This is a genomic window from Paenibacillus sp. ISL-20, from assembly GCF_018613005.1.
In the GTDB taxonomy this organism is placed as follows: domain Bacteria; phylum Bacillota; class Bacilli; order Paenibacillales; family Paenibacillaceae; genus Paenibacillus_AQ.
Genome location: NZ_JAGGRD010000037.1, coordinates 84757 through 109689 on the forward strand (window position 1 = coordinate 84757; position 24933 = coordinate 109689).

Annotated in this window: 15 protein-coding genes and 2 pseudogenes; 7 read left to right on the top strand and 10 right to left on the bottom strand. The window is 51.8% G+C overall.

Translation table 11 applies throughout. The annotated features are described in order from the left end of the window. Positions 1-78: 78 nt before the first annotated feature. The 6 genes from J7E85_RS22685 to J7E85_RS22710 form a co-directional block, all read right to left on the bottom strand. Positions 79-1677 (bottom strand): ABC transporter substrate-binding protein, encoded by a 1599-nt coding sequence (locus tag J7E85_RS22685; RefSeq protein WP_215161753.1) that lies wholly within the window; start codon positions 1675-1677, stop codon positions 79-81. A 557-nt stretch (positions 1678-2234) separates the two neighbouring features. Then, entirely contained in the window at positions 2235-2933 is a 699-nt protein-coding gene (locus J7E85_RS22690; protein WP_251035958.1) for a phosphotransferase enzyme family protein, read from the bottom strand. A 163-nt stretch (positions 2934-3096) separates the two neighbouring features. Further along, positions 3097-4236: a toxic anion resistance protein gene (locus tag J7E85_RS22695; RefSeq protein WP_127594015.1), complete on the bottom strand. Its 1140-nt coding sequence runs from the start codon at positions 4234-4236 to the stop codon at positions 3097-3099. A gap of 67 nt (positions 4237-4303) precedes the next feature. Further along, entirely contained in the window at positions 4304-5992 is a 1689-nt protein-coding gene (locus tag J7E85_RS22700) for a vWA domain-containing protein (protein WP_215161754.1), read from the bottom strand. Positions 5993-6007: 15 nt separating this feature from the next. Further along, complete coding sequence (locus tag J7E85_RS22705) at positions 6008-6751, bottom strand: hypothetical protein (protein ID WP_215161755.1); 744 nt, start codon at positions 6749-6751, stop codon at positions 6008-6010. Positions 6752-7181: 430 nt separating this feature from the next. Then, positions 7182-8024: a MurR/RpiR family transcriptional regulator gene (locus tag J7E85_RS22710; protein WP_215161756.1), complete on the bottom strand. Its 843-nt coding sequence runs from the start codon at positions 8022-8024 to the stop codon at positions 7182-7184. Between the two features lie 306 nt (positions 8025-8330). Here J7E85_RS22710 and J7E85_RS35175 point away from each other — a divergent pair. The 5 genes and pseudogenes from J7E85_RS35175 to J7E85_RS22730 form a co-directional block, all read left to right on the top strand. Beyond that, positions 8331-8800 (top strand): annotated as a pseudogene (locus tag J7E85_RS35175) (DUF8171 family membrane protein); the annotation flags it as partial. Continuing rightward, a complete protein-coding gene (locus J7E85_RS35180) occupies positions 8682-9110 on the top strand; it encodes a DUF8171 family membrane protein (RefSeq protein WP_483311337.1) in 429 nt (142 codons plus the stop codon). The pseudogene J7E85_RS35175 and the gene J7E85_RS35180, both read left to right, overlap by 119 nt. Beyond that, a complete protein-coding gene (locus J7E85_RS22720) occupies positions 9103-11061 on the top strand; it encodes an ABC transporter ATP-binding protein (protein WP_215161762.1) in 1959 nt (652 codons plus the stop codon). Before J7E85_RS35180 ends, J7E85_RS22720 begins: the two co-directional genes overlap by 8 nt. Then, complete coding sequence (locus tag J7E85_RS22725; protein WP_215161771.1) at positions 11036-11845, top strand: energy-coupling factor transporter transmembrane component T family protein; 810 nt, start codon at positions 11036-11038, stop codon at positions 11843-11845. Before J7E85_RS22720 ends, J7E85_RS22725 begins: the two co-directional genes overlap by 26 nt. A 34-nt stretch (positions 11846-11879) precedes the next feature. Beyond that, a complete protein-coding gene (locus tag J7E85_RS22730) occupies positions 11880-12656 on the top strand; it encodes a PHP domain-containing protein (protein ID WP_215161774.1) in 777 nt (258 codons plus the stop codon). A gap of 194 nt (positions 12657-12850) precedes the next feature. Here the strand turns inward: J7E85_RS22730 and J7E85_RS22735 are convergent, their stop codons facing one another. Further along, a complete protein-coding gene (locus J7E85_RS22735; protein WP_215161776.1) occupies positions 12851-17833 on the bottom strand; it encodes a pullulanase in 4983 nt (1660 codons plus the stop codon). Positions 17834-18561: 728 nt separating this feature from the next. On the opposite strand from J7E85_RS22735, the pseudogene J7E85_RS22740 reads away from it, so the two are divergent. Next, a pseudogene (locus J7E85_RS22740) lies at positions 18562-20479 on the top strand (family 20 glycosylhydrolase). Between the two features lie 111 nt (positions 20480-20590). Here J7E85_RS22740 and J7E85_RS22745 read toward each other — a convergent pair. After that, positions 20591-21910 (bottom strand): sulfatase-like hydrolase/transferase, encoded by a 1320-nt coding sequence (locus J7E85_RS22745; protein WP_215161778.1) that lies wholly within the window; start codon positions 21908-21910, stop codon positions 20591-20593. A gap of 160 nt (positions 21911-22070) precedes the next feature. On the opposite strand from J7E85_RS22745, the gene J7E85_RS22750 reads away from it, so the two are divergent. Then, positions 22071-22928: a helix-turn-helix domain-containing protein gene (locus J7E85_RS22750; protein ID WP_353049550.1), complete on the top strand. Its 858-nt coding sequence runs from the start codon at positions 22071-22073 to the stop codon at positions 22926-22928. 128 nt (positions 22929-23056) lie between these two features. On the opposite strand, the gene J7E85_RS22755 is transcribed toward J7E85_RS22750, so the two are convergent. Next, positions 23057-23974 carry a hypothetical protein gene (locus J7E85_RS22755; protein ID WP_251035959.1) on the bottom strand — a complete coding sequence of 306 codons (918 nt, stop codon included), beginning with the start codon at positions 23972-23974 and terminating at the stop codon, positions 23057-23059. Between the two features lie 68 nt (positions 23975-24042). Next, a complete protein-coding gene (locus J7E85_RS22760) occupies positions 24043-24531 on the bottom strand; it encodes an RNA polymerase sigma factor (protein WP_012818562.1) in 489 nt (162 codons plus the stop codon). Between the last annotated feature and the right edge of the window lie 402 nt (positions 24532-24933).

Consider the following 24933-nt stretch of genomic DNA (forward strand, 5'->3'; position numbering starts at 1 on the left):
ATGGTCTATGAACCAATTTCAAAAAAGGAAGGTGTTATCGAAGTTACTCCGGTAACTTGTAACACCCTCCATATACGCTTACTTCGCTACTTTCGCATTCCAGACCACCGGCGCTTCGAACAGCTCGAAGCCTTCAAGCGACTTCGTTGTGGCGACGACGCCATTAAAATGGCCGATCACGGTGGAGGAAGCAAATTCATACAGGAAGCCCTGCAGCTTCTCCCATTCCTCCTTGGCGGCTTCCGGTGTGGCTGCGCCGCGAATATCGATCAGTGCCTGCTTGACCGTTTCATTGTCGAGTCCGGCCCAATCCGGATTTACGGCCAGCAGCTGCGGCGGCGTAATCTGATAGCCCGTGCTGGCAACAAAGATGTCCCACTTGGAACGGTCGTTCTTCGTTTCCAGGAACGTCGGGAAATCGAAGTTCTCCACTTTTACGTTCATGCCGATTTGACGAAGCTGCTCCTGAATTACCAATGTAGCCGTGTACATCTCGTTGTAATCCTTGGTCGTCAGCAGCGTAATTTCTTCACCGTTATACCCTGCTTCTTGCAGCAACTGCTTGGCCTTCTCCGGGTTCGACTGGTTGTAATATTCCGCTCCGGCTTCGGTCGACCATTGGACTTGGTTCGTATTCAGGTAACCCGGCGCCAAAGAGTATAAATCCGGTTTGGCAAAGCTGGCCAACATGATCTCCTCATTATTAAACGCGGCAAGAATGGCCTGGCGAATCTTAACGTCCTTTAACAATCCCTCGCTGGTATTGAAAAATGCGGTCAGGGCACCACCAGGAAACGAGAGCAAATTGATGTTGTTGTCGGCAGCAAGCTCATCATAGCTTTCGATCGGAATGCTGTCCGCCACATCATACTGTCCGGTCTTCACGCCTGCAATGCGCGTGGAGTGGTCAGTGACAAAATGGAAGTACAGATTCTGGGTAGGAGCTTCTTTTCGCCCGTCAAATCCGCTCGGCTCCGTATCCACCAATTGATGATAATCGTCGTTTCGCACCAAGTGGATGTACTGATCCTGCTTCCATTCCTGGAATTTATAAGGTCCTGTACCGATGTACTCCTTGATTCCGTCAGCCGGCGCGGCATCTACAATCTCTTTCGGCATGATGGAAGGGAACTGCGCTTGCGATGCAATAAGAATCAAAACGTCCGATGTAGGCGCCTCTACGGTCAGCTTCACAGTAAACGTATCGACGGCTTCGAATTTAGCATTCGTCAGCAGCACCTTCGCACGGGACGAAGTCACCAGCCAGCGGTTCATCGAGGCTACAACATCCTCGGAAGTCATCTCTTTACCGTTGTGGAACTTCACGCCTTGACGAAGAACGAACGTATACGTTGAACCATCCTCGCTTCGTTCGACGGACTCTGCCAGAGCCGGTACGGGTTCATAGTTTGCATTCAGTGTGTACAGCTGCTCGAAGATGTTGCCTGCCGTATCCAGCGCAACCGCCGATACCGTCAAGGCTGTATCCAACGTAGGCGGCTGAGCCGTAAGCGCGATGTTCAGCTCGTCTTTATACTCTTTTTGTTCAGCTTGCTTCTCACTTCCTTTGTCTTCAGCGGTGCCCTCTGCAGCCTGGTCGGAACCGTTGCCGCATGCCGCGATCAACATCATCAGTACGATCGACGATAAGAGCAAACCTAACTTTCTGGCTTTCATTGTAATCCCCCCATGTAGTAGACATATGCATATGAAATGTATGCATCATGCTCTGTCAAAAACTCGTGAAACGAACGCATCTCTAAAATCTAAGTTATCTGGTAGGTTTAATAAGTTATGAAAATACTAATGGATTCGAAACAGGCTGTCAATGCAATAATTGATCGTGCTAGAATTAATTTCCTGTTTTGAGAAATCCACAATTTAATCATTTGTTTGGGCCATCTTCTTCTCGACTAAATCCGTTGCGGCAGACCTTTACGTTAACTAAAAAAAGCCTTGGTTCCGTCTCGAACCAAGGCTTTCCGCTTATTCAATTGCTGGAAAACTTCGCAACATCTTTTCCTTACGCCCCCTCATATACCATTGCCCCCACGGATGGAGTTTATCGAGCTTCCCGCGACAGGCATGGAATAGCTTGATATAACGCCCCATTTCTCGCAGCTTCATGAAATACGGGAGTTCTCGAAACCACTTTTCCTCTAAATGATGCTCCAGACGGTATCCTTGCAGAAACGGGGTCAGAAACTGATCCGGCTCCGCATCCGCCCCTTCGGTTAAACCCGAGAAAAACGCGGCGATCGCAATATCATCAATGAACCATGAATACCGGCTTGCAAATCAATCAGGCACAATGAATCCTCATCGACAAAAAAATTGCCGTAATGAAAATCCGCATGGATCAGTCCATAAGCGTCCACATCAATCGGAAGCTCCGATATATAATGAACCAATGCCTCGTAACGACGGGTGATCCCTTTCTCGGTTAGCGGCAAATCGATATGGCGAACTTTTTCCGCCTCATCCGACCAATCAGGCCGTCTTGTAACGGGATCCAGATGGGTGTACCCTTTGGTGATACGGTGCATACAGCCCATGAATTGGCCCATTCGCCTGTATAAGCTCTCATTGGCATCGTTCTCCCCGACCGGACGCCCCTTGGCCTCCTCATAACACACCGCCGTATATTCACGGTCCTCCATCCGGATACGCTCCGCCAGATTCCCTTCCACCGAATAAAGCGGTCTCGAAACGCGTACACCCTTACTTCCGAGAAACTCAACCCACTGCAACTCGCCCTCAATTTTCACATACTGTTTGTGGGACTCATCCGTTATGCGCACATAAACGGTCCTGGCACCAAGTCTATATGAACGGATCAGACTGTGTTCGGAAACATGCGTCTGTACCTTATCCCTCTCCAAGAGTCCGAACTTGCTTGCAGCGACGGCCATAAGTTGGTCCCGTTGTTCCATTGCAGCGCCTCCCTTCATCATCCGGATAATCGAGCATTCACTGACCATTAATTTTGCATATGACTACCTGTTCAATGCTTTTCGAAACTAACATGCCCAGCAGCAAAAAGAGTGCGCAGTCTCGTACCTGCACACTCTTTTTCAAAATATGTCCCATCCTGTCTTACAGTCCCAGCTTCTGCCCCCGCTCCAAGCGCTGGATCTGCTGCTCGCCCGTGACCGCCAGCTCACTGAACTGATGGATCGTCTCACGCATCCGAGGGAGCGCCTCCTGCTTGTATGTGCTGATGGAATCGAGCGCCGACAGCACATCCGTGAACGCTTGCTTCAAGGTATCGACGGAGATGCTCGTTTCCAGCGACTGCTTGTGGATCGCCGCACCTTGATCCTTCAGCATTTTGGAGGTAGCGCTGATCAGGTTGTTCGTGGTTTCGTTCAGCAGCTCGATTTTCTTCAGGACAATCTTCTGGTTGTACAGGGCACTAGCCACCGTGACCGAGATTTTCAGCGCCGTTACCGTTACGTTTCTCGCCCGATCCACGCCGCGAATTAATTCTTTGTTGTTCCGAATGACCACTTCAATGGCCATGATCCCCTGCTGGTTCACGACCAGCATCTGCTGTAGATCCATCACGCGCTGGCGCAGCGGAAACAGCACCTCTTCGGTAATAAACCGGATTTTATCCTCCGATTCCTGCCGGATTTTAGCCGCCTCAACCTGGGACTCAATCTCTGCGTCCATGAGCATGCCCAACTGAATTTCCTTTTGCAACTTTTTGGTCAGCTCGCGTAGGGTTTGCTGTTCAATCTCAAGCGTAGTGTTGTCGTTCTTTAATACGGTTTTTCCTTTATCCAGGGAAATAATGATATCGGAAATGACGGCATCCGCCTTTTGAAACTTGGCAAAATATCGGCGCAGCGGGTTAAATACCATGCCCAGCAGCCCGCTCTTCGCAAAATCCACAACGCTCGGATCCAGATCCTTCAGCTGCAGCTGCAGCTCCGTTAACCCTTTGGCCACTTGACCGCCTTCGTCCCCGGTTTTCGATAATCTTCCCACCTGAACCTGCAGGAGCGCATTCTTCTCCGAGGAGGATCTCATCGAGCTGATGCCAAAGCTCTCAATGGATTGAAGCACCTGTCTTCGCTTCTCGAGCGATTCGATATCCAGTTCCATGATGGCCTGCACATTGTTAGCCGCCAGCTCCTTCAGCTGCGTGACTTCTTCCGGCTCAGGCTTCACCTGCTCTTCAATCGCCGTCTTAATCTCTTCGGGACTAATGACTTCCATCGTAAATGACAATATAACCCCTCCTACAAGTTTCTTGTGTGAACCATTTCGTTATATGTGAAAAACGCTTGTAATGATGCTACATCTGCACATTCAACAGCTGGCCGATTTTGTAGACGACATCGTCGGTATCCGCGTTGATGCTGGCTGCCTCATTGATGCTGGATATGCTCTGGAGCGCCTGAATGTCGGCATTATAACCAATCGTGTACACGGGGATTTTGTAGGCTTGGATCAGTTCCCGAATATCATCAAGGGAATGCCCGACATTTGTCTCCCCGTCACTCAGCACAAAAATCAAAGGCTTCACGTCCGGATTCGCCGCCATCTCGTCCTGAAGCATCTTCATTGCCACTACGATGCCGTCAAAGGTCGCGGTATTCCCGCTGGCTTCAAGGCTGTTGATCGCCCCAACAAACATCGACTGCTGATTCAAGTCGTACTTGCCGATCGGAAGGTTGATCGTAACGTCCGTGGAATACGACACGAAGCCGATGCTGTTGTCCCGGCCCAAATATTTCTGCCCCGTCAACAGCGATTCCTTGAGGCGGTTTAACGGCTCCCCGTCCATGCTCCCCGACACGTCCGCTACAAACACAGCCGCAACCGGCTTGTTGCCATCTTTTTTCTCTTTCCAAAGCTTCTGCGCAGAAGGCAGCAGACTGCTATCGACAACTTCAAGCTCGGATTGATAATCGTGAAGACCATTGAACCCTTTTTTGTCGGCTAACTTCTGGTATTTGTCCTGCTCAACAAACGCCGCGAATTTCTTAATGATGTCCAACTTCTCCTTCGGCACTTTCCCAAGCGCATACATGGGACTGTCGTGCCTTACGCCAAACGGGGTAAAAACATAACCGCTCTTCATATCCGCCGCGTTGACATAGGTCTGATACTCCAGGACAAAGGCATCCAGCATGCCCGACTTCGCCGCATCGCGCATCTGTATCGTGGTGGAAGCCGTGAAAGGGACGTTCGCCTGGAATTTCTCGAAACCCTGTACCGCCTTTTCGCTCAGTAGGTCGGAACTATCAAACGTTTCAAGGGCTGTGATCAGGAAGTTGAGACCCGTGGAGCTCGCAAAAGGATCCGTGTAACCCATCGCCAATTCGTTATTCGATATCGCATCCGTCAGGGTCTTGACGTTCAAGGAGCCGTACTTCTCCACCAGCTCATCGTATTTGGCCTTTCGGGTGACAACGCCGGTCACGTTCCCCGTGAGGCGCTTGGATACAAGCTCGGCCTTGACGCCATATTCCTTGACCATCTCTCCCCACAGCTCATTGGAAGGCGTAAAAGCGTCCGGCACATACTTCCCGGATGTTATGTAATCGGTTGCGGTCCCCGACGCGATATTACGGATCTTCACGGATACCGGCTTGCCGTTCACCACCGGCTTGGAGTTGTTGAACTCTTCTGCCACTTCATTCAGCCATCCATCAATGCCCGGCCCAGCCTTCTCGGGCGAGGAGAAGATCTCAACATACAAGTCCGTCGTATTCTCGACCGAGATCGGGAACTTGGATATATCGGGCAGGGAGTCAGCTACGGCAACCGGGTCCAGATCGACTTGACCTTTTATGGGATCGGCCGTCGTGACCACAATGTCCTTGTAGATTTTGTTGATTTTCTTAGCCGCGCCTTCCGAATCGACCTCAGACTGGCTCTTGCCCAGATTGGAGGTTAACGTGATCCCCGCGTACACCAGAACAAACACGACCACTGCAATGGCCACTAATACAACAAAGGCACTACCCTTGCTTCGCATAATCATCTCCCTCTCTTATTGCTTATATAGTTTGGTTTGCTTGATTAACGTATCGATTTCCTTCATGCATGGCATCTCCTCCACATCCCGGTAATCGGTGCTGCCAAGCAAGGAAATCTCCAGCAGCAGTTTATCGAGCTTGAGCATGATTTCCTCATTCGCTTCCAGATAACCGGTCACGTAAGCCAGATACTCTTGGTATAGGGCTGTTTTTTTCTGTGCCACCTTGCTGGATAGCTGGGATGCTTTGGGCTGATCGGCCATGCGGTTGAAATCGGATGCGGCGAAGACGCCCAACTTGTTCAGAATCCCTCGGATATTGAGATAGAACAGCTTCTCAACCTCATCGATGACCCCCATGAATTTCTTGTAACTGAGCTCCGCTTGCTCAAAACGCTGACCCAGGACATCCAGCAGCGCGTTTCTCTTTTTCTCGATTCGTTCCAATTGGTCCAGGGCAAGGGCGATATCATTCTTCAGCACTTTCACGTTGCGATAATGATGAAGCGCGTCTATGTAATCCTCACGGGTCTGAATCGTTTGGATCGCCTTCACAGCCGGAGGCTTGAATAACAAAACATAACTGCCATAAAAGAGTGCAAGAACACTAACAAGCCATACGGTAATGACCGATGCCGACTGGAAGGCGCTATCGCCGCCAATATGGAATCCGAGCAGCCCGGGTGAAACCAGCACGATATTCACGATCGCGATAACCGCCATAAGCAGGAGCAGCTTCACGGATTTCGAGACATTCAAGAATTAACACCTCCCCTACTCCTATAGAGCGATGACTGATTCGACTTATAACCGCCTTTTGAAACATTCGTAAAAACATAGGTAAATGAAGGATATAACACATACTACGTCTCATTTCGAAGTTAGATGCATTTTCCTCACGCGATAGGCCTGCCGATTCACAATTCATTCCATTTGGTATCAGATAACTCGCCTTGCTAATATGATACGGGCATGATCGTCCCGTGTCTGGAAAGCCATGGTGGAACGCAGAGAATTGTTGTAAGAATAGAGGCGCCAAGCCGAGGCAAGCAAGATCATAGAGGTAGGGTAACTATAACAAAATCACATAAATAATCCAATGGTTCCGCGACAAAAGGCACAAAAAAAGTCCTTCAGGGATTGCCTGAAGGACTTCTGTTTTTAATAGAAAGGCCACTCCGAGCAGCCTTTAAGCTTTGCCCCGCGGCAGCTTATCTGCATACCGGGTCCGCAATTCGCCTAAATAATCCAGCTTGCGCAGCACCTTCTCCTTATTCAGCATGCCGATGCTCAGAATAAGCTGCTCGATCAGCAATAGCGGCGTCACCATGGAATGAAACTCGCCCATATCCCCCCGACTGACAAAAAACGAGATTCGCGCCGGCGTTCCATACCGGAAGTCCTCCCTGTCGGTAATCATGATCGCCGCATTCTGGACGCGGCTTACGCAGTCCAAGATGACCTCCGTTTCCGGGAGCATCCGGGTGAAGCTGAAGATCAGCACGACATCCTCGCTTTCCAGATACGCCAGCGATTCCAGCAGTTCATGGCCGCTTCCGGCCATGATCCGCACCGACATGCCGAACCGGGATAAACGGTACGATAGCAGCTCGCCCAGCGACAGGGATGGACCTGGTGCATAGATATAGACGCGTCTTGCCGAGGCCATCAGCCCGGCGGCTTCCTCCAGCTCATCAGGATGAATCCTCTCTATTGTATCTTGTAGATGGTGCTTCGCCTGCTCCAGCATTTTCACCGGCAAACTGAACGCGTCCAGCCGGGATATCGTCTTTTCCAGTTTCACCGCAGGCGTCGAATCTGAGGACTCCCGCAGCTTGAGCTTAAACGCTTTGGCATTGTCGTAACCAACGGCACGCCAAAACCGGGATACGGTCGCGATGCTGGTGCCAAGCCGGTCGGCGATTTCCTGCTCGGTCATGAACAGCATCTCCTCAGGATAACGTTCGATAAAATCGGCAATTTTGAGCTGACTCGGCGAAAACCCGGATTTATCGGAAAACAGATTTTTCAATGATGCTGCACTCCTTCTACGGTTCAAGTCATCGGTATTCAGTATGTGTTCATCATACGACATGATTGTTATGTAAATTTTATTTCATAGTTATATTTATGTAAAAAATATTACACTCCGTTGACATAGTACTCCGTTCATTTTAATAATCGCCTCCTATACTGATAACAAATCCCATTCCAAGGAGGCTTCTTTCTAATGGCAAGCAATTCACGGGTCTATACCCTAACGTCTTCGCAGAAAATGATGATTTTTGTGTTATCCATGTCGCTGTACGGCCTATCCAACATGTTCACTGAGCTCATCCCCGCATTTCGCCTGGGCCGATCGAGCTGTCCGTCGAATATTTCGCGTTCATCCCCTTGACCCTCTGCATGCTGTTCCACCCTTTTTACGCGGCTGTGGGAGCTGCGCTCGGCGAGGTCATCTTCGGCGAACTCATGTTGGGGCAATTCGGCGGTCTCGGAGAGCTTGAGAAGTTCCTTACCTTCTCCTTCGCCATGTACGTTGCCGGCCGATTGGTCAAAGACCCCCTCAATCGCGCTCAGGTAGGCATCGCCGCCATGTCAGGCGTCATCATCCATCAACTGTGCAGCTCTCTGGTAGACATCGGTAAGGTCTGGATCGGCGTCGAGGAATTTGAAGCCGTACCCGGGCTTGCACAAGGCGTGGTCCTTCGAAGGCGTCGGATTCCTGAACGATGTGCTGTTCTCCGGCATTCTGTTTGCTCTTCTGCCTACATTATATCTGGTTCCAAGGTTGTATGGAAAAATTGAACCGCTGCTTGGTATCAAACCACGCCCGAAGCTTACGAAATATGAAGCCGCCGGCATCATGTCGCCCAAACTGTTCCTGGCGGGAGTGGCATTGGCGCTGGTCGCCTTCGGGGCGGAATCCCTCTCAGAAACGGATTGGAACTTCGGCGAATGGGACAGTGGCTTTGCGGATCGGTTCGGCGCCCTCGCCATCTGGATCAGCATCGCTGCAGCAGCCATCGTTGCCATTGCGATACTGGCGTTCATGCGGGCCAGAAGAAACCGCAGCCCTCAAGAAGAGAAGAAGTCGGGGAACCTGCCTTATGCTTAAACCATTCGTACATGACGGCCCGGCGATCCGAATCGCAGGCGTCACCTTCGTCTATCCCGGTTCGGAGCAGCCCGTACTGAATGAGGCATCCCTGCATATTCGCCGCGGCAGCTTTACGGCGATCATCGGAGGAAACGGCTGCGGCAAATCCACGCTCTGCAAGCTATTCAACGGATTGATTCCCCACTATTATTCCGGCGATTTCACGGGAACCGTTGAAATCTGCGGGGTTTCCGCCGAGAACCGGGGGGTCTCCGAGCTGTCGCGGATGGTGGGGTATGTCTATCAGGATTTTGATAACCAGCTTGTCCGTCCAACGGTCCTGGATGAAGCCAACTTCGCTCCGCTGAATTACGGTCTCGCCGATTATCGGGTCATGAGTGCTCGAGCACTCGACATGTGCGGATTAACGCATCTGAAGGACCGCTATATCTGGGAACTGAGCGGTGGGCAGAAGCATCTGCTCGCTTTGGCGGGAGCCCTCTCGCTGGAACCGGATATTCTCGTGGTGGATGAGCCGGTATCCCAGCTCGATCCCCAGCATGCCAGGCAAGTATATGATGTGCTGCGCCAATTGAATCAGGTCCATGGAAAGACTGTTGTCGTGATCGAGCATCATGCGGAGTTTATTGCCGACTACTGCGAGGAAGTGTGCCTGATGGAGCAGGGGAAGGTGCTGTGGCAGCGCCCGGTAGTCGAAGCGCTGAACAGCCTCGATGATCTGGAGCGGCTGGGCATCCAGCCGCCCCAGGTGACCAAGGCAGCGGTACAGCTGTCCGCTACTCTGCTTCACAGCGGCATGACTGCAGGAAGTCAGCAGGATGGACAATCGATAGCGAGCGACTCCGGCTCTCATTCTATCGGATTGCCCGGATATCAGCTGAAGCAGCCTTACCCTATTACAGCTGAGGCAGCAGAAGTCTATTTTGGAGAGCTTCTGCGCAGGCACACGGATGCCCCGTCGCTGCTTGATCATCCACCAAATTGCACGAGAGCTAACGATATTTCACTGGCTGACACAGCCTTGAAGAACCCGAATTCCGATCAGCGCAGCCCTCGACAGGAGCATGAAACAGAACGGCATACGGAGCATGGCACGCTTGTCCATTTTAATCGATCCGTACTGCGCTACCGAACGATACATAAAGTGGAGCATGAAGTTCTCCGGGGCATTGATCTTCGCCTGTATGAAGGGGAGCGCATCGCGCTTGTAGGCAACAACGGCGCGGGCAAATCATCTCTACTGAAGCTGATTGCCGGTATCGCCAAGCCTTCCGGCGGCTCCGTATCGATTATGGGCAAAGATACCAAGAATTTATCGATGGAGCAAATATCCGCTAACGTGGCTTACGTCTTCCAGAATCCCGAGGATATGTTCATTGAAGACAATGTGTATAAAGAAGTGGCCTATGGCTTAAAGAGTCGCCGCCACCCGGAAGCTGAAGACAGGGTTCATCGCATGCTGACCCATTTCCGGCTTCAGCCTCTCAAGGAACGGGACGCTCGTCTCCTCAGCGGAGGCCAGCAGCGCCGCGTATCCTTGGCCATTGGAGCCGCCATGATGCCCCAGCTAATTCTGCTCGATGAGCCAACGGCCAATCTGGACATGTCCACTCGCGAGGAGCTGCTGGATACGCTGCAAGAGCTGGAGGGCCATGTCCGCACCGTCATCATCGCCACCCATGATATGCAGCTGGTCCATGAATGGGCGACAAGAGTCATCGTCTTGAATCAAGGCGTCGTGGCCGGCGATGGCACCGTCTCCGAGATTTTCGCCGATTCGGAACTCATTCGCCGGGCGGGGCTCGCACCCACGCAAATGATGGATTTATCGGCAAGGCTATGCGTCATGCCCCGAGCCAGCTCGCCGGCCGAGTTTGCGCAGTATATGTACGGCATTCTGAGTGGGAAGGAGATTCATCGCCATGCAACTAGTCCGCAACTGGTTTAACAAGATTACGATTGAACGGATTCAACTTGAGTTGATGAATACCGCCTACGGAAGCGGCCATGCCTCCCTTTCCCGGTTGGACCCTCGATGCATGCTGATCTGGTACCTGTTTTTCGCCATCGCACCCTGGTTCATCTCCAGCATCACCGTGCTGGCTGGATTGTTTCTGATGATGGTGGTCACCACGATTCTGTCGCGGGTAACGCCGTTCATCATCATCGTGCTATGCTTGGGTTTAATCGGCCAGGTTGGCTGGCTGTTTATTGTGTCCCTCTTTTTCGGCGGGGACATCAGTTCCACGCTGCCGCTGCTGAAGCTGACCTTAAAGCTATCGGTTGTATCGCTGGCGAGTATTACGGTCTTCTCCGGCATGGATCCCGAGAAAATCAGCGACGGCCTGCTCGCACTCGGCATGCCTGCCGCCTTCTCGTTCAGCTTGTCATACGGTTATCGGATTCTCCCCGTATTGTTCGAAGAATTCCGCAATGTGCTGCTTTCTTACCGATTGCGGGGGAAAGCGCCGGAACGCCCCGGTTTTCTCTACTGGCGGCTCGCAACCTATTATATAAAACTGCTGGTGCTATCCTTCTTCCCCTTGATGCTGGCTACCGCCAAACGTTCCCGTACGACGGTGGAGGCGCTGGAGACCCGCGGGTTCTCCTACGGCATGAAGAATCCGGCTGCCAAGAAGCTGAAGCTGTCCCATCTGACCCTGTCCGCGCGGGATGTGCTGTTCCTGTCCGGAACGGCAGGATATACCGCATTGTTGTTCTGGATCGGCTGACCCTACCACTGACTTATACAAGGAGTGTTCGAATATGAAAATTGATCTTCATACCCATGCCAAATTGTCCAAAGCGTCCGATTTCTCGAAGGTTTATTATGAGGAGATGATCCAGGAGGCGCTGGACAACGGCCTGGATGCTCTCGCTTTGACCGAGCATTTTAATACGCGCAATTTTGATGAAGTGTACCAGCAGCTTGACCAGATGTTTCCCTACACTGGCGAATACTACGATGCAGGCGGATTGAAGATCTTTCCGGGTATGGAAGTGGACATTCGGGAGAGCGGCCATATTCTGTTGATCGGACGGAAAGAGTTTATTCTGGAGACCCGCCGCCAACTGGACGGATTTACTGAGAAGGGCGCCTTCATTGCCTTTGATGACCTGATGGACTTGGCCGAGGCCTTCCCGCTGCTCAAGATCGGAGCTCATCCGTTCCGGGAGAGCACGCCGCTCCACCATCTCACCCGCAGTCAGCTGAGCCGCCTGGACGCCTTTGATCTCAATGCCAAAGATATGTACCAATACGGCAGCGAAGCCAATCAGGATCAGGTTCAGCATTTCGCTGCCGATCTCGGCAAGCCTGTCACGGCAGGAAGCGATACGCATCAATGCCTCCAATTCGGAAGCGTCTATAATGAGCTGCACACGCCTTGCGAGTCCGCTGCCGAGCTCAAGGAAGCCATTATTCAAGGCGCTTACCAGCTTCATGTCTCCGACAGCCTGCCGATTAAGGTTAAAGCGTCCGTTATGCTGAAAAAACTGATGAAACGAATTATTCGGCTTGAGGCCGCTTCAACCGTCATCTAGTGGAACTTCACCAAAGTTCAGCAGGGATCCCGTCTGTGTTATATGTACAAAAAAGGGAGCCTGGTCATGTGTTTATGACCAGGCTCCCTGCGTTTCTGAGGGAAACTTGATATTACGATTCTATCATGTCATTCACGGCCGATGCTGCCCGCTGACCCCATAGCGGCGTACGCGAATCGACCGGATTGACGGAATTACTGTAGTCGGTCCAGCAAATTCAGCATGGCTTGCGCGCTTTCTACCCGGGTGGTCATCGCCTTAGGCGTGAACGTGCCATTGGCATGCCCCTTCATCAAGCCAAGGGACAAGGCTTCATTCACCTCTTGGACTGCCCATGGAGAAATTTGCTGCTTATCCTTCAGGTCCGGTGTTTCCGCTAAAGAAGAAGCGTCCCCTTTGGTCTGGTAAGCACGATAAAGCATCACAGCCAGCTCCTCGCGGGTGATGGCCGCGTTCGGTGCGAAGGTGTCCTTGCCTCTGCCGCTCACCAGCCCGTGCTGGTAAGCCGCCGCAATCGCGGAAGCATACCATGCATCGCCGTCCACATCCTTGAATGTCGTACCTTGCGTGCTTTCAAAGCCCAGGGAACGAACGAGCATCACGGCAAAATGTGCACGAGTCAGCTGATGGCTCGGGCTAAACTGCGTATCGCTGGTGCCATTCACCACCTGTTTGGCAGCAAGCTCTTTTACTGCGTGCTCCGCCCAATGGCCGGCAAGGTCGACAAACGATTTGTCATATTCCAGCACGGCATAGTAGCTGAAATGGCTGACTTCAGCCGTCAGCTGCCCGTTTACTGGCTTGCCGCCAGCATATTTCAATTGTCCCCAATCCGAGATGTGGTAGATGCCGGCCAGCTTGCCGTGAATGGCGCTGTCGACTGTAAAACCAAGCGTTACGGGTGCTATGAAACGCTCCAGCTTATATGCCTTGCCGTCTTTCGTGCGGACGGAAAGCTGGAAATCATACAGCTTGCTGCCCTGCTTCAATTTAGCCTTCTCGGAAGCAGCTGCTTTGGCTATAAGAGAGGCAGCTGTTTGCGATCCAACGTCCTCCATCTTAAACGAGATGACCGCATCCTTAGCCTGATCGGCTGGTGCAAGCTGCTGCAGCGCTTTTAGCAGCTCGGACGGAAGCTGTACAACCACGCCGTCCTTCTTCAGCTCCAACGGCTTCGCTCCCAGGATGTCCCCTGCTGTCAGCGGCAAGAGAACTTCGATATCCTCGGCACCGAGCTGAATCGTCACTTTCTCTTGCCCGCCGCGCAGCGATTCTTCGTTGACGATCCGCTGACCCTGATTTGGCTTCGTTCCCGGATCGGTCGACGGATTGCCGCCTGCTCCCTCGCCTCCGTTTCCGCTTCCGTTTTCGTTTCCGTTTCCGTTTCCACTGCCAGGGTTGCTTCCATTGCCGCCGTCATCGATCTTAGCTTTCATTTTAATTACAACGGCCGTTAGAGGCTCAAGCGTAATCGAGCCGGAGGTTAACGTAAATCCGGACTTCGCCTTAACGCCTGTCGTGCCTGCTTCGTCGTTATCAACCACCACCGTGCCGGAGGTCAGATCCTCGCTAAGCGTCAACGGTCTCGACTGGTTATCGGCATTAACGAATACATAATAAGTGCCGGTTCCGTCCGTGGCTTTATTTTTATAAGCAATAACCAGATCCTGCGCTTTCACCTCGGGGATCTGCAGCAGTGTCACATTCGAATTCACCATGGACTGATCGCCCAGGCGGAAAGCGTCTGACGATTTTCTTAACTCGATCAGTCCGGTCGTATATTCCCGCGTCTTGTTGTTTTCCAGATATTTGGTCTCATCCGTTGCTTTCTCCCAATCAAACATGTTGATGGCATCGGAGGAGTCGTAGGAGTCGTGGATGAAATAACCGAAACGGTTCCCCGCCTCGTCCTCTAATTCGTGATATTTTTGCTCGGGCACACCCTGACCCAGCCATTGCTTGGTCCGCCCGTATTCCTGTCCTGCATGGAGGAAAGCCGTTCCTTGCGAAGTCAAAGTAATCAGGTTGCCCAGACGAATGCGTTTATGAATCTCCTTATCATTCGCTGCTATCGAAGGGTCCTTCTTGATGGACTGCGCAATGATGTCGTACAGCGGCAGATTGTCATGAGCTTCAATGTATTGAACGATGTCACCTGGGTCGTCTTCCTTCGTGTTGCTCGGCTGTGCCTTGATATTGTTGAAGATGGTCTGGATATCGCGTGCGCCGCCCGTAATGAATCGAGGCTCGCCTTCATTACCGAAGCCGGATTTCAGCTCGTTGCGGAATTCATCCGAGAAGACGCCGACATCGTCCGTTTTATCCATCCAATTCTGGTCTGCCCCCTTGCCTGCCAGGGAAGGATCCGACAGATGTCCGCCGAAGGTGACCCAGCCTTCGCCGATAAACAGAGCGTTCGGGTTAATGGCGGCTGCGGCATCATAGGCGTTCTGCACGGCGTCATACGTGGCATCGCCCATCATGTCCCAGCGCATGCCGTCGATTTTGTATTCGTCGAACCAGTATTTCACGGAGTCTACCATCAGCTTCTCGGCCATCTTGTGGTTGGTTGCCAGGTTGTTGCCGAAGCCGCCAATGAAATTGCCGTTTGCGTCCTGGAAGGCATAATAGTTCGGCACGATATCATTCAGGAATTCTGCCTTGGCCATATGGGTGTACACCACGTCCAGAACGACGCCCATGTCCGCCTCGTGGATGGCGTTAATCATCGCCTTGAGTTCCTTGATTCGAAGCTCCGGATCTGTAGGATTCTCGGAGTAAGCACCGTCAGGCGAGAAATAACTGTGCGGATCATACCCCCAGTTGTACTCATTATCTTTTGCCGAATATTCCAGCTCCCTGTTCTTCATGGCAGCTTCGTCCCCGTAATACCAAGCCATCACAGGCAGCAGCTGAACATGGGTAACGCCCAGCGACTTGATGTATTCAAGCTTCTCTTTGAACGCATCGTAGGAGCCCCAAGTGGCGTTATGCAGATCGTTCTCGATCGTTGGATCCGAGGTGAAATCCCGGACGTGAATCTCCCAGATGATGGCGTCTTCCCGCTGCTCATAACCAGGAATGTCCGCAAAACCGAAGCCGGCGGGATCCGTTTGACTCAAGTCGACGATAGCCGCTTTGCCGACGGTATCGCCGTCCGGTCCTGCTTCACCCTTGGTGTTCACTCTGAATTGCGCCATCGATTTGGCATATGGATCAAGCACGGTCTTCGTCACGCCGTCGTTGGTCACTTCGTATTGATAAAAGTATCCTCTAAAATCTTGGATCCCGAGGTCCCCCGGCTTCAATTGAACCGACCATACCCCTTTATCGCCTTTTTGCAGGGTTACATTGCCGATCAACTGCGTTGCATCATCCTTGCTGTACACATTCGCGATGACCTCGGCTGCCGTCGGTGCCCACAGCTTGAGCTCAGCTCCTCCAGCCTGATAGGTCGCCCCGAGATCATCGCCGTCGTACGCGTACATCTCATCCAGCATTCTCCAGCCGGTCGAAGCCGATACGGTTTTTCCGGCGTAGGTTACCTTAAGCGGAGTCTGATCCAGCTGGAATAATGCCGACACTTCAATGGTGGTGTTTCCGATAATCTTCACGTCTTGAATGGTAACCGTGTTGTCGTCCTTATCCTTGATCTGCAGCTCATTCTTCAGCGTATCCGCTTCCAAGCCATCGGTCATCGTAAATCCGAGCTGGAGCTTTCCGGGAGCCAATACCTCTGCCGAGACTAACCCCGTAGGCACCTCCCCATGCGGAGATGTGTAGACGGTATTGTCGCCTTCTTTAATAAACAAATGCTGGTATCGGTCTATCAGGGTAAAACCCTTGTCGCCGCCGTCTTTCCCGGCATCTCCCTTGGACGGATCCAGCACGAGGAAATTAATCTTCTGGGCCTCCGGCTTCATCAGTACGTCCACGTAAGCGCCGTAACGGTCGGTTTGGCCTGGAGGGAACATGGTGGCTCCTGTCGGCCAGTCTTTCGAAGGCGCAGCGACATCATCACCCCATATCCATAAACCGTACGGATCGTAGTTCTGATCCTGCCGTTGATAGTGGATGCGCACGGTATCCGCAGGCAGGTCAACAGGCTCAAAGCTGTATACCGTATCAGAGCCTTCCTTGAGCCATACTTCGTTCATGTCCGGCGATGCTATGGTGAATTTTTTGTCGCCACCGTCTTTGTTGCCGCTGACGCGATCCACGACGACGATGCCGACTTTTTGGGCAGTATCCTTCAATGGAATGTCGACGTAGGCACCGTAGCCGTCCTCCTGACCGCTAGGGAATGGCGTTGCCCCTGTCGGCCAGTTGGCTGACGGAGCTGCAACGTCATCAAAAACCCATAGCCCGATGCTGCCGTAATTCGCTTCTGCCCGTTTGTAATGGACGCGCAGATGGTTAGCGGGAACCGGCTTTCCCGGATCTGCAGGCACCGTGAAATGAGCGGCAACACCATGATCGTTCGCATTGTAGCTGAACGTAACCTTCACGTCTTTCGGCAGTTGAAGCCCTTCCCGATTAGCGGGGTAAACCGGACTTGCCGCATCGTTACCCAAAGCAATTTGATACTCATGATCACCCTCGTACACATCGGCCGTCACCGTGTATACATGGTCATAATCGGAATCCTGCATGATCAAGCGCGCATCCGCGGGTGACCAGTCGGCCGCTTCGCCGATACCCGATTGGAAACTGCCAATCACTCGGGGAAGCTTATTCGCTTCGATCGGAGCGTAGTATGTAGAATCCGCGATCCGGTGGCTCTCGTGATTATAATAAAAAGTAACCTGAGAGTCCTGAGCGAGCGTTATTAGAATGTTGCCATCCTTGCTCGCTCCGCTTGGATTGGAATAATTGGCAGAACCGTAATTCTCGTCCCACTTACCGTCAATCGCAATCTTGTATTCGTACGATCCCGCAGACAAGTTGCCGGTAAACATGTATTCTCCGTTCCCCATATCCTTCATGGTTGTCGCGGCGGCGGTCGGGTCCCAATCTCCGCTATGGCCTAGTTCGGATTGCAGAGTCCCCACCAGCGTAACCTGGCTTGGCGCGTTATTGGCATTGGCTGGTGATGGCGGAATGCCAAGCATAGAGAAAATCAACGAAAAAATAATGATTATCGACCACGTTCGTTTGCTTGAAACAGTCATTCTCATGAACAAATAGCCTCCTTCTGTTCTTGGATTAGGTGCAGTTGATGCTATTTTTGATGCCTATTATTGTGCAAACGCTTGCATAAACGAAACTGAGCTTCCATCAAGTAAAGTACGACAATTACTGACAATGGTTAGAGAAATGGTTCGAAATATAGAATGAAACAAAGATAGATGAAAGCGATTACAATGGAAACGTTTGCATTCTTTATTGTAGTATCGAGGTTCCTTGCCGTCAACCACATTTTGGCCTGTTTTCAAGAACTATTTTGTGGCTCAAGTGGGACTCTCTCTCCAGTTAGGACCCTCCCAAGAATGCCCCGATTTATTTATCTCTGTCAGAGGAACCGGATACATGTTGCGCTCCTATATTTCCGAAAATCAAAAAAAACCAATACCTCGCCAAATTCCCAAAGAATCAGCGTAGTACGGGCTTCTCAACATAATTAATAGACGGACACCGTATCCGATGGAAGTGAAATGGTGGAGACTGCATCCCATGTACTCACTTCCTCAATTTCTTTAATTGTCAAGTTGGCAAAAAAACTGTATCCTCCGAATTTATCCAATGTTCTCACTTAAGCGAGAAATATAGCGTTTCTAATAAGATGAATGGGAAGGATACTTTCGCAAACTAATGATTGATTTCCCGCAACGATTCCCATAACATTAAACATTATAATGATATAATGTTTAATGTTCGTAAAATCATGGATGCAGGGGGATTTCATATGAAATTTCGTTTTGAGGGCGCTGTTACGGATGTCATGCCTGGCATTCAGCTGCTGCTGGATGAGCTTGGCGTAGAGCTTGGGGAGGGCGGAGTCCCCGTTGAGGTAGACTTGTCGGAGGGCGATCTGCAGGTCGGCAGGGACCAAAATCATGCCTATATTCGTTACGGAAGGAAGCATCAATTTTTCCGGGGACTGGGCTTGCTCGTTCAGCACAGCCGCAAAAGCGATTCGTTCCACCTACAAGAACATCAGCAATTTGACCAAATCGGTCCGATGTTCGACCTGTCCCGCAATGCCGTGCTTACGGTGGATAGCTTCCAAGCTCATGCTGAACAAGATGGCCCTGATGGGAATGAACAGCGTGATGTTATACATGGAGGATACCTACCAGATCGAAGGCGAGCCGTATTTCGGTTATATGCGCGGTCGCTATACACAAGCAGAACTGAAAGAAATAGACGATTATGCCGACCAATTCGGCATCGAGGCTTTTCCAAGCATCCAAACCTTGGCGCACCTGGAGGAGTTTCTGAAGTGGGAGCCCATCAAGCATTACCGTGATACGAAGGGTGCCCTTCTCGTCGGCAGTGAGCAGACCGATTCCCTGATTGAACGGATGATCGAGGCTGCCAGCGCTCCGTTCCGCAGCAACAAGATTCATATCGGGATGGACGAAGCGGAGGAGCTTGGACGGGGAAAATATTTGGATCACAACGGTTATGTGAGCCGTTTCGACATCATGATCGCCCATCTGGACAAGGTTCTGGCTGCCGTCCGAAAACGCGGCCTGAAGCCGATGATGTGGAGCGATATGTTCCTGAAGCTCGCCTCCGGCGGAGGCGGCGATGCGGCGTATTACGATAAGGAAACGTCGATTCCGGAGAATATGGCCCGCCGTATCCCGAAGGACGTGGACATGGTGTACTGGGACTATACCCACATGGAGTCGGAGGACTATGAGAAGCTGATCGCCAATCACCGTCCGCTCGGCTGCAACCTCGTGTTTGCAGGCGCTGTCTGGATTTTCAACACCTTCGGCGTCAACTACGGTTTGTCCCTGAACGCTTCGGATGTTGCGCTGCAAGTCTGTAAACAGGAAGGAATTCGCGAGGTATATGCCACAATGTGGGGCGATGACGGCAACGAAGGGAATCCATTCGCTGCCCTGCTTGGACTGCAGCTCTATGCCGAGCATGCCTATTCAGAACAGAAGCCTTCCCAGACTCAATTGGCGGAGCGCGTAAAATTCTGTACAGGCATCGATATGGATACGTTCCTCCTGCTGAAGAACCTTGACGAAATCCCCGGCCAGGAGCCGAACAACGCCAAGCAGAGCAACCCGTCGAAATTTTTGCTGTATCAGGACGTGCTCCTCGGGATGTTCGACAAACAGATCGAAGGCCTGGACCTCTCGAACCACTATGCCGAGCTGGAGCAAAACCTGCGTGCGAAGCGCGATAACAGCGCCGAGCTGGACTACCTGTTCGAGATGCCGGAGAAGCTGAGCGCTGTCCTCAAACGCAAGAGCGAGATCGGCATTCTGCTGAAGCACGCCTATGATGCCAAGGACACCGATACCTTAAGACATATGGCCAAAGTCGTGCTCCCTGCCATTTCCAAAGCCGTTCAAGAGCTGCGCATTGCTCACCGCACGCAGTGGCACCGGATGTTCAAGCCCTTCGGCTGGGAGGTCATCGACATCCGCTATGGCGGCGTCATCACCCGCCTGGATAGCGCATCGTTCCGCATTCTAGAATACATTGAGGGACGGATGGCAAGCATTGAAGAGCTTGAGCAGGAACGGCTGGTGTTCAGCACGACCAATCGCGACAACCACAAAGGCGTGGGCTGGTGCAGCCATTATTATCGCATGGCTTCGCCGAACGTGTTCTACCATGTGCTGAATCCTTTTTAAGGCTCCCAGCTGCCTGAAACTGCTGATACCTGTCACCAAATTAAAAAGCCCCGGTTGCCGGGGCTTTTTTGCATAATCGTTAAGGCGTATATGATTCGCTCTAATCCACGCTTATGATCCGTTACTTTGTACTTCCTCGTACCACGCTCGCACATCCCGGCTAAGCCGTTCCACAATCTCGGGGTAACGGTCCGCCAGGTTGGAGCGCTCCCCGGGATCCTTGGACAGATCGGACAGATGAACCTGATCCGGAACCAAGCGGTCAAAATCGAGTTTCCCGTTCAGCACCAGCTTCCAATTCCCTTCCCGGGCAGCCAATTGGCCTTGATACTCCCAGAACAATTGCTTATGCGGCGACGGCTCGCCCATCCGTAGCATCCCCTTCAGGCTGCTTCCATCCAGCGCAACGTCTTCAAGCGGTCCCGCCGCCGGATCGACACCCGCCAGATCGAGAAAGGTCGGTACGATATCCATCATGGCCGCCACCTCATCACCCACTTGCCCGCCTTCCCATCCGTTCGGCCAGCTCAGTATGGCAGGTTCGCGGATTCCGCCTTCAAACAGACTTGCTTTATGCCCGCGAAAGATCCCCGCGCTCCCGCCGTAATAAACGTCTTCCGCCCCGTCCAGCCAGTTCCGGCTCTCGGAGGACGGTCCGTTATCGCTGGAGAAAAAGATGAGCGTATCCTCATAACAACCCGCTTCCTTCAGTGCCTTCACAATCTCCCCGACGCCGTCATCCACCGCTGCAATCATGGCGGCCATGACCTGCCGATCCCAAGGCAAATGCGCAAACCGGTCCATGTATTCCTGTGGTGCATGCATCGGATAATGCGGCGCATTGTACGACGTAAACAAGAAGAACGGAGCCTCCTGCTCCCGAGACCGCTTAATGAAATCAACGGATCGTTCCGTAATCAGTTCAGTCATATACCGGCCGTTCTCCCAAACCTCCGTTTCGTTTTCCCATAGATCATGAATGGGATTGACGCCATGGGCTTGGCCCCAATAAAAAATATGCGAGTAAAAATCGACGCAGCCCGCCTTAAATCCGAAAAACTCATCAAACCCATGCGCGTTCGGACTGGTTTCCTCTGACAGACCCAGATGCCATTTTCCATACAATGCCGTTCTGTACCCGGCGGGTTTGAGCGCCTTCGCCAGCGTCACCTCGGCGGCAGGCAGGCCATGCGAACCGCGCTTCGCCCCCAGGATTTCACCGACTCCCGCTCTGACCGGATACTTGCCTGTCAATAAAGAGGCTCGTGACGGGGAGCAGACCGGAGAGTTGGAATACCAATTCGTAAAACGAATGCCTTCATCAGCCAATCCGTCCAGGTGCGGGGTTTTCACGGTTTCCGAACCGTAACACCCAAGGTCCCCATACCCTAGATCATCGCAATATACGACGATAAAATTCGGTTGTTTCATATCTTAATTCACCTCTACTATGTTCGACTTGTTCCTCATCATCGTACCTTTTGACAGGCCCACAAGGAATGCTCAATCCTTGCAATCGTTATACAATATGTTGCATAGTAGCAGCAATAAGAAAAATGATCAGGAACAGCTGGCAGGAGGAGGCGTGACAGTGAACCCCAGACTATCCAGAGAAGAATACTTTAACAATCCGGTTTCATTTGAGACAAAAATGGGATTGTGGATATACAAATCCGGTACGCACCCCTTTTTCACCGAACAAGTCGGTCCCCGGTCCGTCGAATTTTATAGTATACATTTCGTTGCCAGCGGCAAGGTGCGATTCGGATGGGACGGCAGCAGCATCACCCTCTCGGAAGGTGACGTGTTCTGCCTATTCCCCGGCTCGGTCTATACCTATGTCAAGGACTGCGACCAGCCATCTACCACGATCACCTGGACGGCTTTTATGGGCGAGTTGATGCCACCCATATTAAAACATGTCGATTTATGTCCGGAGCGGCCCTATCGACAAAACGCCTTCGGGGACGATCCCCTGGCGATCATCAAGGAGATTCAGAGATTGCTCCGGGAGCCCCAGCTAGACCACAGCCTTCAGCTGATGTCATTGGGATTCCAATTGATCCACAGCATCAATTCGAACCGGCACCAATCTCCTTCTTCTGCTGCATCCGACTGGCTCGAAACCATCCCCGGGTATATGCAGCTTCACTGTACCGAGAACCTGTCCGTGGAGGAGCTTGCCGCGTGGGCCGGCGTGCATCGCAGTCACTTGACCCGAGCGTTTACCCGCCGATACGGCATCTCTCCGTCCCGCTACATGCAACAGTTGATCATGGAGAAAGCGACCCGCCTATTATCTGCCGAGGGCATCAGCATCACGCAGACCGCTTTATCCCTGGGCTATTCGGATTTGTTTACGTTCTCCCGCGCCTTTACCCGGTATTTCGGAATGACGCCGAGTGCATTCGTGAAAGCGAATCGCCCTTCATCAACGGCAAGTGAATAATCAAGGAACCGCCAGGCGATAAAGGGGGCGCCATTAGCGACCCTAAATCTACGAAAAGAGGCCATCCGATTAGGATAGCCTTTAGTCCTTTTAAATTACCTTTTCGTTGCGTTGAACAGTATAACGACCTACTCCTCCATCAGCTCCCACAGCGTGGTGAACGCCTCGGCCTCCAATTGAAAGAACACAGGCGCGTTGGCATATCTTACATATTGGCCGCCTTTAAACAATCTTAACTGAACTTCCGTCCCGTCCTGCAGCTGGATATACAGAAACTTCTGCTCTCCCGACCCGGTCTCGTAGATCCCTTGCTCAAACAAAGGTTCCGCCGCTATCGGCTTCGCTTCATATAACGCTTCGACGAAGGCTTGCACCTCCGCATCGGCGGAAAGCTCGCGCAGCTTGTTCTCGCCCATGTTCCAGCTGTCGAAATCCTGCCATTTAACCGAAGTCATGTTCCCCATTAAATTCAGCTTGCCGATGATATCCTCGCCCTTGGTCACCGTAATTCCGTTCAGATGCTCATACAATTCGGCGTAGACTTCCCCGTCGCGCTCCATGTAGGACATAATTCTAAAATCGGCGTCATATCCCTTAACCGTGAAGATGTCCATTTCGCCGATCGTCGAAGCAAGCTCCGTGTAATCATCGGAGGAGCTCCATTCCGTTATCCCCGATTTCGACCGACCTAGCTTGTCGCCCCGCAGCTGCTTGGCAATTTCCGGCGTGATTTGCGTACCGGTTTGGGTGTAGATATTGCCCTGGTACACGACCAAACCGATCATGTCGGCTTTGACGTTGCTCTCGCCCGGAAGCTCGATTTTCGGAATGGTTACCGGGTCATGACCGGCCTTCGCGGTCGGCGGGGTATTCTCCCCCGTCCCTTGTTGAGTGACCGGGATATCGCTAACCGCTGGCTCGTTCTCAAGATTCAATACCAGCGAAGCCACCACCACCAGCCCCAGCATGATGGCCGCGCTAACGCCTACCATACCCCATCGATTCCTTCTTGTCGTTTGACGCTGATTTTGTTTCAATCCTTTCATGATCCGCTCCTCCAATCCTTTGTCAGGTTCTATTCGATCTATCAATGATTTGTAGTCATTCCGATTCATCAATCGTCCTCTCCTTCCAAGTCCATGCGCAGCAGCTTCCTGCCGCGCTGAAGACGCATCTTGACCGCAGACTCGTTAATCTGCAAGATCCCGGCGATTTCCTTAACGGAATAATCCTCGTAATAAAACAGATGGATGACCGACTTATACTTGAACGGCAAACTCATGACGTGGTCCATTAGCGTCCGTTCCGACGGTTCGACAAAATAATCATTCATATGCTCCATCTTGGTTACCCGCTTGCGCCACAGGCTCCCTTGCATGTTCTTGCAGTGGTTCGTAATCACCCGAATGAGCCAGGCTTTCTTATGCTCCTGGTCCCTGAAGTCAGGTGCTTTATATATCAGTTTAATGAACGTCTCCTGAATGGCTTCTTCGACATCCTGTTTGTTCCCAAGGTACACCATTGCTATTTTAAAAAGCATATCGCCATATAATTCATAGGTTTCCGTAATATCTCCGCCCGGCCGGAGCGAATCGATCTGCATCGCCTTTAGACCTCCTTTTACCCTTAACACAGTTATGGACGTGGATTGGTCACATTTTGTTTACGGATTTTTTCGGCATACAGAAGAAGATGTCACAAATGATCTTAGATCTGGAGTTCCCCTCTTTCTGATAGGAGACGCTCCGTGTACGAATCGTTCCTCCCATCGCTTATTATGAACGAGACAGACTCCCCGTAATTGCAACATCTTAGGTTAATTTTGGGGATAATGGTGTAGTAGAAGCTAAACCAAAACCAAAATCAGAGCTAAATTGCAAAGGAGAGTCTGTACTATGAAGGATACCATAAAATATGTTGGATTAGACGTATCTAAAGAACATATTGCCGTAGCTGTGGCTGATCCAGGCAGAGAAAGTGCTCGGTACTTAGGTGCGGTTCCTCA

Bases quoted from the DNA above. Each gene is read 5' to 3' on its own strand.
- J7E85_RS22685 (WP_215161753.1), bottom strand. From the start codon at position 1,677: ATGAAAGCCAGAAAGTTAGGTTTGCTCTTATCGTCGATCGTACTGATG.
- J7E85_RS22690 (WP_251035958.1), bottom strand. From the start codon at position 2,933: ATGGAACAACGGGACCAACTTATGGCCGTCGCTGCAAGCAAGTTCGGA.
- J7E85_RS22700 (WP_215161754.1), bottom strand. From the start codon at position 5,992: ATGCGAAGCAAGGGTAGTGCCTTTGTTGTATTAGTGGCCATTGCAGTG.
- J7E85_RS22720 (WP_215161762.1), top strand. From the start codon at position 9,103: ATGCTTAAACCATTCGTACATGACGGCCCGGCGATCCGAATCGCAGGC.
- J7E85_RS22725 (WP_215161771.1), top strand. From the start codon at position 11,036: ATGCAACTAGTCCGCAACTGGTTTAACAAGATTACGATTGAACGGATT.
- J7E85_RS22730 (WP_215161774.1), top strand. From the start codon at position 11,880: ATGAAAATTGATCTTCATACCCATGCCAAATTGTCCAAAGCGTCCGAT.
- J7E85_RS22735 (WP_215161776.1), bottom strand. From the start codon at position 17,833: ATGAGAATGACTGTTTCAAGCAAACGAACGTGGTCGATAATCATTATT.
- J7E85_RS22745 (WP_215161778.1), bottom strand. From the start codon at position 21,910: ATGAAACAACCGAATTTTATCGTCGTATATTGCGATGATCTAGGGTAT.
- J7E85_RS22755 (WP_251035959.1), bottom strand. From the start codon at position 23,974: ATGAAAGGATTGAAACAAAATCAGCGTCAAACGACAAGAAGGAATCGA.
- J7E85_RS22760 (WP_012818562.1), bottom strand. From the start codon at position 24,531: ATGCAGATCGATTCGCTCCGGCCGGGCGGAGATATTACGGAAACCTAT.